This window comes from Sulfurovum sp., from assembly GCF_036568385.1.
Lineage (GTDB): Bacteria > Campylobacterota > Campylobacteria > Campylobacterales > Sulfurovaceae > Sulfurovum.
This window is the reverse complement of the sequence record NZ_DATCSP010000053.1, coordinates 1-12,194: the sequence shown is the minus strand read 5'-3', so window position 1 is coordinate 12,194 and position 12,194 is coordinate 1. Positions and strand designations below refer to the sequence as shown.

The 12,194-nt window shown below is 46.4% G+C and carries 14 protein-coding genes and 2 pseudogenes; 14 read left to right on the top strand and 2 right to left on the bottom strand.

Annotated features, from left to right (window positions below; genetic code table 11):
* The 8 genes and pseudogenes from VIM88_RS06140 to ruvA form a co-directional block, all read left to right on the top strand.
* Positions 1 to 216: pseudogene (locus VIM88_RS06140) on the top strand (2-ketoisovalerate ferredoxin oxidoreductase); the annotation flags it as partial.
* Positions 217 to 225: 9 nt separating this feature from the next.
* Complete coding sequence (locus VIM88_RS06135) at positions 226 to 1,179, top strand: thiamine pyrophosphate-dependent enzyme (RefSeq protein WP_331862006.1); 954 nt, start codon at positions 226 to 228, stop codon at positions 1,177 to 1,179.
* Between the two features lie 158 nt (positions 1,180 to 1,337).
* The gene (locus VIM88_RS06130; RefSeq protein WP_331862005.1) at positions 1,338 to 2,933 is read left to right on the top strand and encodes a phosphoethanolamine--lipid A transferase; all 1,596 of its coding nucleotides are present in this window, start codon (positions 1,338 to 1,340) and stop codon (positions 2,931 to 2,933) included.
* 184 nt (positions 2,934 to 3,117) lie between these two features.
* Entirely contained in the window at positions 3,118 to 3,570 is a 453-nt protein-coding gene (locus VIM88_RS06125) for a MarR family transcriptional regulator (protein ID WP_331862004.1), read from the top strand.
* A gap of 45 nt (positions 3,571 to 3,615) precedes the next feature.
* On the top strand, positions 3,616 to 4,182 hold the full coding sequence (locus VIM88_RS06120; RefSeq protein WP_331862003.1) for a YceI family protein: 567 nt from the start codon (positions 3,616 to 3,618) through the stop codon (positions 4,180 to 4,182).
* 27 nt (positions 4,183 to 4,209) lie between these two features.
* Positions 4,210 to 4,422, top strand: a complete 213-nt coding sequence (locus tag VIM88_RS06115; protein ID WP_331862002.1) for a CDGSH iron-sulfur domain-containing protein — start codon at positions 4,210 to 4,212, stop codon at positions 4,420 to 4,422.
* A gap of 77 nt (positions 4,423 to 4,499) precedes the next feature.
* Complete coding sequence (locus VIM88_RS06110; RefSeq protein ID WP_331862001.1) at positions 4,500 to 5,207, top strand: pirin family protein; 708 nt, start codon at positions 4,500 to 4,502, stop codon at positions 5,205 to 5,207.
* Between the two features lie 219 nt (positions 5,208 to 5,426).
* On the top strand, positions 5,427 to 5,984 hold the full coding sequence (gene ruvA, locus VIM88_RS06105) for a Holliday junction branch migration protein RuvA (protein WP_331862007.1): 558 nt from the start codon (positions 5,427 to 5,429) through the stop codon (positions 5,982 to 5,984).
* A 32-nt stretch (positions 5,985 to 6,016) separates the two neighbouring features.
* Here ruvA and VIM88_RS06100 read toward each other — a convergent pair whose 3' ends face one another.
* Positions 6,017 to 6,724 (bottom strand): C40 family peptidase, encoded by a 708-nt coding sequence (locus VIM88_RS06100; protein WP_331862000.1) that lies wholly within the window; start codon positions 6,722 to 6,724, stop codon positions 6,017 to 6,019.
* Positions 6,725 to 6,766: 42 nt separating this feature from the next.
* The gene (locus VIM88_RS06095; protein ID WP_331861999.1) at positions 6,767 to 7,129 is read right to left on the bottom strand and encodes a hypothetical protein; all 363 of its coding nucleotides are present in this window, start codon (positions 7,127 to 7,129) and stop codon (positions 6,767 to 6,769) included.
* A gap of 74 nt (positions 7,130 to 7,203) precedes the next feature.
* Between VIM88_RS06095 and VIM88_RS06090 the strand changes: the two genes are divergently transcribed.
* From VIM88_RS06090 to VIM88_RS06065, 6 genes and pseudogenes are all read left to right on the top strand, one after another.
* The gene (locus tag VIM88_RS06090) at positions 7,204 to 8,334 is read left to right on the top strand and encodes an aminoacetone oxidase family FAD-binding enzyme (protein WP_331861998.1); all 1,131 of its coding nucleotides are present in this window, start codon (positions 7,204 to 7,206) and stop codon (positions 8,332 to 8,334) included.
* Between the two features lie 92 nt (positions 8,335 to 8,426).
* Complete coding sequence (locus tag VIM88_RS06085; RefSeq protein WP_331861997.1) at positions 8,427 to 9,686, top strand: L,D-transpeptidase family protein; 1,260 nt, start codon at positions 8,427 to 8,429, stop codon at positions 9,684 to 9,686.
* Positions 9,687 to 9,813: 127 nt separating this feature from the next.
* Positions 9,814 to 10,203 carry a PA2779 family protein gene (locus VIM88_RS06080; protein ID WP_331861996.1) on the top strand — a complete coding sequence of 130 codons (390 nt, stop codon included), beginning with the start codon at positions 9,814 to 9,816 and terminating at the stop codon, positions 10,201 to 10,203.
* Position 10,204: 1 nt separating this feature from the next.
* A complete protein-coding gene (locus tag VIM88_RS06075; protein WP_331861995.1) occupies positions 10,205 to 11,164 on the top strand; it encodes a PA2778 family cysteine peptidase in 960 nt (319 codons plus the stop codon).
* A gap of 110 nt (positions 11,165 to 11,274) precedes the next feature.
* Complete coding sequence (locus VIM88_RS06070) at positions 11,275 to 12,003, top strand: alpha/beta hydrolase (protein ID WP_331861994.1); 729 nt, start codon at positions 11,275 to 11,277, stop codon at positions 12,001 to 12,003.
* Positions 12,003 to 12,194: pseudogene (locus VIM88_RS06065) on the top strand (UDP-N-acetylmuramoyl-tripeptide--D-alanyl-D-alanine ligase); the annotation flags it as partial. The gene VIM88_RS06070 and the pseudogene VIM88_RS06065, both read left to right, overlap by 1 nt.

The window sequence follows — 12,194 nt, the reverse complement described above, 5'->3', positions numbered from 1 at the left end:
GGTGCACTCTACAATGAACTTGCAGGGGCGCTGTTCAATACGGGTACCCACACGGTATTGACAAACTACATTTATGGTCTCGGCGGACGTGACTTGACAAAAGCAAGTATACATTCCATATACCGTGACCTTCAGGAAAATGCAGAGGCTGGTAATCCAACGACGCCATTACAACAATTCATTGGTCTTCGCGGACCGAAACTTTCGTTTTTTTAAGGAGTAACCATGTTTCAAGCGAAAACACAAAATCTCAAAAATTTTTCGACATCAGCAGATCGTTTCGAAGGAGCGAATCTTCTTTGTCCAGGATGCGCCCACTCCATCATAGTCCGTGAAGTATTGAATGCGACCGATGATAATCTGATCCTTGCAGCATCCACCGGATGTCTTGAAGTATGTACCGCCGTCTATCCGCATACGTCATGGGATGTTTCCTGGATCCATATCGGGTTCGAGAATGGTTCCTCGGCAGTGGCAGGAGCGGAAGCGATGTACAAGGCGCTCAAGAACAAAGGGCGCCTGAAACAGCCGGACCGCACACCGAAGTTTGTCGCGTTCGGCGGAGACGGCGCGACGTACGACATCGGTTTTCAGTGGATCTCCGGATGTTTTGAACGCGGGCACGATATGATGTATGTCTGTCTGGACAATGAAGTGTATGCCAATACCGGCGGACAGCGTTCCTCTTCCACACCGATCGGTGCCTCGGCGACAACGACTCCCTCGGGACGCATAAGCTACGGTGAAAAACAGAACAAGAAAGACATGATGGCGATCATGGCGGCGCACGGCGCACCCTATGTGGCACAGGTCGCTCCGAACAAATGGAAAGATATGGTCGCCAAGATCCAAAAAGGGTATGCGACCGAGGGTCCTGTTTTCATCAATGCGATGTCCGCATGTACCACGGAGTGGAAATTCGCTCCGGAAGATACCATCTCTATCTCTGATCTGGCGACCGATTCGCTGGTTTTTCCGCTGTATGAGATCATTGACGGAACCAAACTCAATATTACCTACCGGCCAAAAAACGTGATTCCGGTACGTGACTATCTCGGTGCACAGGGGCGCTTCAAGCATCTTTTCACCAAGCAGTACGAGTATCTTATCGACGAGTGGCAGGCACGTGTAGATGCAAAATGGGAACAGCTTCAACGCCGTGAAGAAGCCTGCCTTTGATCGATCAGCATCCAACTTTGCGGAGGGTGGCTATACTGCCCCCTTCCAGGGTCTGCTGACAAAGACAACGTATTTTAACCTAAACATAGATCAGGGATCATATACCATGCTTTTACTTTTTTCAGCTAGCGGATACGCAAATTTTTCGAAGGATGACAATGAAGCCTAGAACACAATCGACCCTTATTATAGGCACTTCGTTATTTATCGTACTTTTTACCAATGTATCATTTTTCAAGCATGTACTGGAAGTCTACCCTTTTGACAGTACCTATGCGCCTTTTGTCCTCTCGCAAGGGGTGGTCCTTTTCCTTTTTCTGGTGCTTCTTTTCTCTCTTTTAACCTGGAGATACCTGACCAAGCCGCTGCTGATAGTGATGCTGATGACGGCTGCAACTGCAAACTACTTTATGCAGACCTATCATATCATCATAGATGCAACGATGATCGAAAATGCGGTTCAGACAGACCTCAATGAAGCCTCTGACCTGATGAGCTGGAAACTGTTCGCCTATGTGATCATGCTTGGGATCCTGCCTTCGTATGTGGTCTATAAAACACCTGTCGTCTATCATGGCGTCAAAAAGGAGTTGTTTTCAAAATTGAAGCTGAGCGCAGGCAGCTTCGTCTTGATATTTGTCATCATGCTGCCTTTTTCCAAACACTATACCTCTTTCTTCAGAGAGCATAAGGTCTTACGATCCTATACCAACCCGACCTATGGGCTCTACTCTCTGGGTTCCTATATCAAAGCACAGTCAAAAGACACCCATGCTCCTTTGACACATACAGGCCTGGATGCAAAGATAGGAACAAGAGAAAAAAGGAGAATCCTCATCATGGTGGTCGGTGAAGCGGCCCGTGCAGACCATTTTTCACTCAATGGCTATGAAAGAGAGACCAATCCTTTACTGAAAAAAGAGGAGATCATTGACTTTTCACATATGTATTCATGCGGGACCACTACGGCCATTTCTGTACCTTGTATGTTCTCTATTTACGACAGAAACGACTATGATACACAAAAAGGGCTACATACGGAGAATGCACTCGATGTACTCTCCCATGCAGGAATAGAGGTAATATGGAGGGACAACAACTCTAACTCCAAGGGTGTCGCAGATAGGGTGCAATATGAGAACTATAGAACAGCAGAGAACAATACCATATGTGATGACGAGTGCAGGGATGAGGGCATGCTGGTCGGTCTGGAGCAGCGTATCGAAGCGAGTGATAAGGACATGATCATCGTGCTGCACCAGATGGGTGAACATGGGCCTGCCTATTACAAACGCTATCCAAAAGCGTTTGAACGTTTTACCCCAACCTGCCAGACCAATCAGCTTGAAGAGTGTTCCCAGGAAGAGATCGCCAATGCCTATGACAATGCACTACTCTATACGGACTACTTCCTTTCACAGACGATACAGCTTTTAAAGAAGTATGAAGAGACAGTTGATACAGCAATGTTCTACATGGCCGATCACGGAGAGTCTTTGGGAGAGGGAGGTTTCTACCTGCATGGTCTTCCCTATTTCATCGCGCCTGATACGCAAAGGCATGTGGGCTCTCTGCTGTGGCTTGGGAAAGATTTCCCTGTGGACAAAGAGAAGATCAGAAACGCTGCTTCCAATGAGTTCTCCCAGGACAATCTTTTCTCCACACTGCTTGGCCTGTTCGATGTCCAGACGGAAGTGTATAAAAAAGAGATGGATATCTTACCATTTGACAGAGTGGCAGCTAAAGGCAGTTAGCAGAACATTACGACTTTTTATTCAATTTCTTCCAACTTTTTCTTCAAAAAATAAAACAGGGGTCAGGTTTTTGGGCACTTCCATAAGATCTTGCCCTCTCATTTGATCCTGTTTGGAAAAAAAACACAAAAACACTTGACATTTATTACTAATTAGTAGTATAATCCCTTCAGAGGTGTTTGAGATGAAGATAAAAAATACAACAAGTTACGGAAAGCATGCTGACAGATCCATGCAGACATGGATACAGCTGCTGAGAGCCTATAACAAGATCAGAGCCAATGAAGTTGCCTACATTACCTCTTTTGGTATTACCATGAACCAGTTTGAAGTACTGGAAGTGCTTTACCACAGAGGTGATCTTACGGTTGGCGCTATCACAAAGCTGATCATGAGCACACCCGGCAACGTAACTGTTGTGATCAGAAACTTGAAAAGGGATGGCTATATCACTTCTTTGCCGGATCCAGGTGATAAAAGGGCCTCTATTTTATCACTGACGGAGAAGGGAAAAGCACTTATAGAAAAGGTGTTTCCAGGACATGCAAAAAACTTTGAAGGCTACTTTGAAGCTTTGAGTGACGAGGAGACCGACACACTGTTTACGCTTTTAAGAAAACTGCACAAGTCGGTGTAGCTTTTTTTTGTGTAAATATTACTAATTAGTAACAAAAGGAAAAAAATGAAATTGATCAAACCAGGACTACTCTCTATTTTAGCGGGAGGTGCATTATTTGCAGGCACCTACAATGTTGATCCGGACCATTCTCACATGGGATTCAAGGTCAAACATATGATGATCTCCAATGTCAATGGAAAATTTGACACATTCAGCGGAACATTTGACTATGACGAAACAACAAACACATTAAAAAGTTTGAACGGAAGCGTAACGGTGAAGTCCATCAATACAGAGAATGCAAAAAGAGATGAGCATTTGAGAACATCAGAATTCTTTGCGGCAGCAGAATACCCGGAAATGACATTTATGCTGGAAAAAGTTGAGGGTGATACAGCTTACGGTAAACTCACGATAAGAGGTGTTACAAAAGATGTAAAACTGGCGTTTGAGAATAATGGTATGGTGAAAGACCCCTGGGGCAATACAAGGGTCGGACTGGCCTTGAGTGGGAAGATCAATCGATTTGACTACGGAATGAGATACAATGAGGTACTTGAAGCAGGCGGTTTTGCAGTAGGTGAAACAGTCAAGATCAATGTGGAATTAGAAGGAATTTTGGCTAAATAACCAGCCAAATAATAAAGGAGAATGAGAATGAAACCAACAAAAGTACAATTACAACCCAATACAGACTATTACTATTGCACGTGTGCCAAAAGTAAGGACCAGATATTTTGCGACGGAAGCCACAAAGGAACAGACTTTACGCCTTCAAAATTTACTGTTGATGAAGAAAAAGAGTATTATCTATGCCGATGCAAAAAAACCGCCAACGCACCGTTCTGTGATGGTTCTCACGCAAAATAAAGACAGAATAGAGTAAGAAATGTGCAACAGACCATTATGTTCGCACAGAGCCAAAAAAGGATGAAAAAGGATAAAAGATGTTGAAAAAACTGCCCAAAGAGAATATGGGACGTTCTGATCTGGGATGGCTCGAGAGCAGATTCCACTTTAGTTTTGCAGAGTATTACAACCCGAAGAACATGAATTTTGGCGTGTTGCGGGTGGTGAACGATGATATCATCCATCCGATGAGCGGCTTTGATACGCACCGGCACAGAGATATGGAGATCGTCTCCTATGTGGTAAGCGGTGAGATAAGCCATAGAGACTCCATGGGCAACACGGAAACGCTCAAAAGAGGAGAGGTGCAGTATCTGAGCGCAGGGGACGGGATATCGCACAGCGAGCATAACTGGCACAAGAGCGAAGACCTCAGGCTTCTGCAGATATGGATCCTGCCTCCCAGGCAGGGGCTGGACAGACTGTACGGGTCTTACAGGTTCAAGGAAAAAGACCGCAAGAACAAGCTTCTGAATATCGTATCGTCACAAGGGGGTGGGGCAAAAATAAAGCTCTATCAGGATGTCAACTTCTATGTCTCCGAGCTTGATGCGGCTAAAATTCTGGACTTTCGTGTCAAAGATGACCGGCAGATCTATTTTGTTCAGATCGAAGGAAGTTCAAGCGTAAACGGAATACGATTGGACTATGGCGATGCGATGGAAATTGCGGATGAAGGTCTACTGCAGATAGAAGCACTGACCCCGAGCCATTTTATGTTGATAGAGATGCCCAAAGAAGCATAAAATTACCGAGGGACATGCAGTTTCACTGTGGACCAAAAGCCTTATGACCCCCGATAAAATATCTCAATGGTACAGGTATGGATGGTGATATATAGATCTATTTCATAAATAATATGACAAAATGACATATTATTTCACCTGTCATAAAACTCCTGATATACTTTGATAACTAAATGACAGCTCCCCGGGTCAAGCCCGAGGATGACGATGGAGGAAGCGATGATCGTAGGGATAGAAGGTACTGTAGAAAAAAAAGACCCCACCTATGTACATGTGAATGTGAACGGACTGATCTATGAAGTGCTGGTCTCCATCAACACTTCCAACCGTATATCGGACAAGAAAGTCAAACTTTTCGTCACGCAGGTGATACGTGAGGATGCCCATCTGCTTTTTGGTTTTATGGATACGAACGAAAAGAAAATGTTCGACACGGTGCTGAAGATCAACGGTGTAGGGCCGAAAGTAGGGCTTGCGATCTGTTCGACATTTACGCCTGAAACCTTTGCCAGAGTCGTCTCTGCAAAAGATGTCAGTATGCTCAAACGCGTACCCGGCATAGGGCCCAAGGCGGCAAGCCGCATCCTGGTAGAACTGGCCGACTTCATTGTCGATGGACATGAAGAAAGTGCCCATTCGGGTGCCATGGGTGAAGCGATCATGGCTTTGGAGAGTTTAGGATTTAAAAAAGATGCGATCCAGAAAGCGCTTTCTGGCGCTACAGGGGATACCAGCACGCTGGTAAAAGAAGGATTGAAAAAACTGCAGCGTTTGTAACCCTATCAGATGTTCACTGTCCCGCAGAACGATCAAATTTGTGACAGCAAAGTGTTGTCATCTATGATACGTCTGGCTGAAACAAATGTTTCAGCATAGCTGCCGTGATCAATGGGAGAGATGATGATGCCATCCTTTTTGGAAGCAGCATGGATGAACTTTCCGTCACCCAGGTAGATGCCTACATGGGTAACAGGAATACCCCGTTTTTTGTCGGTAAGGAAAAAGAGCAGGTCGCCCTTCTGTAAGTTTTCTCTTGTGACATTCTTCCCTTTCTTGGACTGCTCCCATGCGGTCCTTGGCAGGTTGATGTTGTGTTTTCTGTAAAGGTACTGTACATAGCCTGAACAGTCAAACCCTTCAGGGGTAGTACCGCCCCAGACATACCTTCCTCCTTTGAAGTATTTGGCATCTTCCAAGAGTTTTTGTCTGTCCACTTCTGAAATACGGTACTCAGTTCCCGCTTTCCTGGCTGCTTCCTGTTCCCGGGCGATACGTTCTGCTCTCAAGCGTGCCGCTTCTGCCATCCGGGCAAGATTTTCTGCACGGTGCAGCTCATCGTAGATGGCCTGCAGTGAATACTCTGTGGCTTTTTGGTTGAGAAAGGCGTTCTCGGTATGGCGGATCTTTTTACTTTCGAGGACCTTTCCGTTCTTATCGGTGATGGTAAAGAGATTTGCCTGTGAGAATGAAAAAAGAGATGAAAACAATAAGAGCAGTTTGAACATGACCCCATCCATACTTTTTCATACTATAACACAAAAAGTATGAATGGAGGTTTTTTAGTGGACCGTTCCGCAGAAGTTGGCATCACATCCGTTCACTGCACCTGAGTACTTGGAATTATCGATAAAGAATTTTAAAAGACGCTCTTTACGGTTTGTGAACATTGGGCTTTTGAGACTCTCCAGCGCTTCGGGCTTGTCTTTGTGTATCTTTTCAAGTTTGCCGGCAGTTTCAAAATAAAAATCCCAGTCATCCTCATCGATCTGTTTGGCCATATAGAACGGGGTGCCGTGACAGGAGGTACAGAGCTTCTGTACGGTTCTAAATGCCTTTGTGTCATATTGTTCGGCGGCATAGGAGAGAGAACTTACAGCCGTGATCAGAAAAGCGGTAGCAATGAGTGTTTTCATTTTAGTCATAAAAAACCTTTTTTTAGCAGGAATTCTAATGAAGGTATGTGCACTTTGTGTGTAGCTTGAGTATAATACGAACCATGAACCATAAGATCATCATTATAGGAGGGGGAGCCAGTGCACTGATGCTGGCTTCTCTGCTGCCTAAAGACACAGCTGCCATCATAGAGTCCAATCCAAAGCCCGGAGCGAAGATCCTTGTCTCCGGCGGAGGAAAATGCAACATTACCAACACACATATGGGGACAGAGTATTTTCTGGGAGATGCGGGTTTTATACAGCAGCCTTTGAAACAATTCAGTGAAAAAGCACTGCTGCAGTGGCTGGAGAGACAGGATCTGCATCCCGTACTTCGAAAAGAGAGACAGTATTTTTGTAAAGATTCTGCCAAAGAGATCTTAGAGATCTTTCTGAAAGAGAGCCGGAAACAGAAGCTCTATGCAGAGGAAACCGTGCTGGATGTCACCAAACGCGGGAGGCTCTTTTATGTGAAGACCAACAAAAGCACACACACCGCCAAAGCCGTGGTCGTGGCTTCGGGCGGACTCAGCTACCCTAAGCTCGGTGCAAGCGGGATAGGGTACCAGATCGCGGAGTCGTTCGGCCATACTGTCGTCAAGACCGCGCCGGCACTGGTAGGGTTTACGGTGCAGAAAGAGCAGTTCTTTTTTAAGGCGCTTTCGGGGGTTTCCACAGAGGTAAGGATACATGTCGGGGAGCATGTCTGTGAAGGGGCACTGCTTTTTGCGCACAAAGGGATCAGCGGCCCGGCCGTGCTCGATGCATCGCTGTACTGGGAAAAGGGAAAGATGGAGATCGATTTTCTGCCACACTTTTCATGGAATAGCGTGAAGGGGAGCAAAAAACAGATCTCTTCGCTGCTGCCTCTGCCAAAGCGTGTTTCGAAAGCATTTCTGCTAGAATTCGGCCTTGAAGACAAGCCCTTTTATCAGCTTGCAGAAGGGGAGTTGAAAGTACTGAAAACGTTAAGCCGTTACAGCTTAGCTCCTGCAGGCACCTTTGGCTACTCCAAAGCGGAAGTGACCAAGGGAGGCGTAAAGACATCAGAAGTAGACAGTGATACCATGATGAGCAGACTGGAAGAGGGGCTTTACTTTGTCGGTGAGGTACTGGATGTGACAGGAAGACTGGGCGGTTACAACTTTCAGTGGGCATTTTCAAGTGCTTACAGTTGTGCCAAAAGTCTATAGAATAGATTTGCTACGAAAGACGCTATAATACAAATTGATAGGACCTACAAGTACTATTTTTTGAATTTCACTGCTAGAGAAGGGAATTTAAAGTGAAGAAGTTTTTGACGTTGATACTTTCAGGAGCATCTGCAGTGATAGTGAGCGGATGTGGCTCGGCAACACCTGATCCGGAGGGCTGGAAGCCTTCCCAGAAACAGGAGTTCCTGGAGATACTGAAAACAGATAGATATGCCTCTATCTGTAACCAGCAGGCACTTTATCAGAAGGTGAAAGAGAGCGGGGACTCCCCGCTGATGTCCAAGCTGCTTGTGGCATACACGAAGCATCTTGCCAACAGTTGTATCGATCCGGAAAGTTTTAATGCCCCTCATGAGAATGGAACAGAAAAGAAGATCGCGGCCTACTACGAAACCTATCTGCAAGAGGTAGATGAAGCCGATATCGAGAGAAAGGTGAGAGCGGGACAGCGTATAGAAACGATACTAAAGCCTTATGTCCCGGAGTATACACAGTTCCATGCTCTGATCGAACAATACAATGCGTTGAAGCAAACAGGCAAAACATCACCGCAGCTGCTGTATGATATCCGTTTGAATATCGAAAGGGTCAAGTTGCTGAAACCGGGTCTGGGTAATACCTATGCCCTCGTGAATATCCCGGAGTATCGTGTCCGTCTGATCGAAGAAGATCAAACATCTGTAGAGATGAAGGTGATCGTAGGTACGAAAAAGAACAAGACTCCGGTCTTCTCTGAAAACCTTCGATATATCACACTGAACCCTACCTGGAACGTACCGGACAGCATTGCGAGAAACGAGATCATTCCCGATGCCCTGAAAGATCCCGGTTATTTGAAAAAAAACCGCCTGGTCATACGAAAAGATTATGACCTTGATTCCCCGGAACTGAGCTTCAGCGATATCGATGCAAAGGCCTATAAAGGGGGCAAAGGAGTTGTGCCGTTCAAGTTCATTGAGGTCCCCTCGGATAAAAATGCTCTGGGAAGGGTGAAGTTCATTTTCCCGAACCAGCACGCTGTCTATATGCATGATACGCCGACAAAACATCTCTTCGAGAGGAAACAACGCGCATTCAGCCATGGCTGCATCAGACTCGGAGACCCGAAACATATGCTGGAGTACCTCAGTAAGAACTATACGGCACACGAGTATGAGGAGGTCAGAGAAAAATATGACAGCTATAAGACCCATTATCTGAAGATCACAAGGCCTCTTCCGGTCCATACGGCATATCTGACCACCTATGTAGATCAAAATGGGAAACTGCTGGTATTCCCTGATATCTACGATTACAACAAAGTACAGCAGCTCAATTTCAAAGAGGCTTAAAGGATGGCAAGGCACAGCAGTGCCAGTGTACCATCCCTGTGGAGGCTGTTTAAGGTTTGTTTAACCTTAATGTAACTAGAATTTACACAGCAAAAAAAGATCAAAATCAATTAGAAAGAAGGTTATCATGCGTATTTCAAAACTTTTTTTATCGGTCATCTTGAGTATTTCACTGTTCGCTCAGACTTCATGGGCTCAGATGGCTTCCACAGAAGCACTTTTTGAACACCGGGTCACGGTGTCTCCAAAAGAGAAGGTCATGCAGTTCACTGCACGTGAAGATGTAGCCAAAATGTTGGGACAGATGGATGTGGATCCGAAAATGATCGAGGAGAGAGTTGCTTCGATGACGGATGAAGAGGCATCTCAGATCGCTCAGAAGATAGACAGTATGCCTGCGGGAAGCAGTGCGGCGGGTTCATTGATCGGTGCGGTTGTCTTTATTTTCGTGCTTCTGGTGATCACTGATATCCTCGGATTTACAAAAGTATTCGGCTTTACCCGTTCTGTCCGTTAGTGTGAGCGCACACAGCTACCTCTCCTGCCTCTTGGCATGCGCTGCTTGGATACTCCTGAGCGGCTGTACGCCCAAAGAACCTTCACCTTCAGCCAAGCACTATGCTTCTTCAACGATCAATGTCCCTTTTGTAACCCCGCGTTCGGATCTGTGCGGTGCGACATCCATTGAGATGGTCTCCTCGTATTGGCAGTCCACTACAGCATATAGCCCCCGTCTATCACCGAATGCGCTCGACAAACGGACACTGATCCCTGCAAAAGGCGGTACGCTGCAGACGGAACTTGTCTCCACTGCGCGGGCCAACGGTCTGCTCGTCTACCCTTTGGAACCGACGCTTGATGCACTTCTGACAGAACTGGAAAAAGAGCATCCCGTGATCGTACTGGTCAACCGCGGCTATGCGTGGCATCCGCTCTGGCATTATGCGCCTGTGACAGGGTATGACAAGGAGAAACAGGCCGTGTTGATGCATTTTTCTGACCGTCCGAACGAAGCAATCTCCCTCTCTACATTCTCGGCACTCTGGAAACGGAGCGATAACTGGGGTGTGGTGCTTCTGCCGCCTGGCCGCCTGCCTGCATCCGCTTCACCGAAACGGTTTTTACGTGCCGCCTACGACCTTGAAAAAACAGGCATGAGAGAGGAGGCTGTCACCGCCTATCAGAGTGCACTGAAGCGCTGGCCGAACGATACAGCCATTTATTTTGCTTTGGCCAATGCCTATTATCACGCTGAGAAGTTCAGGGAAGCGGAACAAAGCTACCGCAAGCTTTTGTCCCTGGATCCGGCACATACCATGGCACTCAACAATCTGGCTGATCTGCTATGCCGCACGGGCAGACCGAAAGAGGCAATGAAAGTGATCGGAAAGGCTGAGAGTAAGGATGCCGGGATGCAGACCATTCTGAGATCCACACGGCAGGAGATCATCAAAGGGTGCGCTCCTCTGCCAAAATGACCGTAGCACTGTTTCACACGAGGCTAAAATCAAACGCTGGATGCTATGTCTGAAGCCAATGAATAGCAGCTTTATGTTAGAATAAATCAATTTTTTTTGAACGGTGAAACATGGCATCTAAAGAGATACGCTACAAAGAACAGACTTTTAAACTTTCTTACGAACTGGTCAATCCGGCACAGCAGAGAGTGCTGCTCATCCTGCATGGCTGGGGGAGCAATAAAGAGATCATGAAACAGGCTTTCGGCCATACTATGCCCGATCTCAAGCATATCTACCTGGATCTTCCCGGATTCGGAAAGAGCAGCAACGAGATGGTCCTGACGACCAAAGATTATGCGGCTATCGTACGGCTTTTTTTAGAGGCATTGGGCGTAGAGACTGCGATCGCTATGGGGCACTCTTTTGGCGGGAAGGTCGCTACACTGCTTGATACACCCTGTCTCGTCCTTCTCTCTTCTGCAGGGATCGTGACGGTCAAGCCATGGTCGGTAAAGGTCAAGATCGCTACCTTCAAACTGCTCAAGCCTCTGGGGATGAAGAAGATACGCGAACTTTTTGTGGCACCGGATGCACAGGGTATGAGCCACGAGATGTACGAAACGTTCAAGAACGTGGTGGATGAGGACTTTGAAGCGGAATTTGCAAAAAGCAAGAGCAGAGCGCTCTGTTTCTGGGGGAAAGAAGATACGGCTACACCGCTTTATACAGGCGAGAAGATAGCAGGGCTGATAGCAGACAGCGTGTTCTATCCGCTGGACGGGGACCATTACTTCTTTTTAACGCATAAGGATTTTATCGCTGAGGCGATCACAGAACACTGCAAGGATATAGACTGATGTTACAGGGAATCAACACACTTTTTTACGGACTTTTTATTTTGGCCATAGGCTACTATTTCATTACGAACCTGCAGTGGTACAGTTATAAACTGAACCGTGTGCTTTTTCATCATACCAAAACATGGTGGCACTTTGTCTATTTCCTCGTACCGTTCGCCTTGTATGCGTTTGTCTCCGGTATGGGTGAC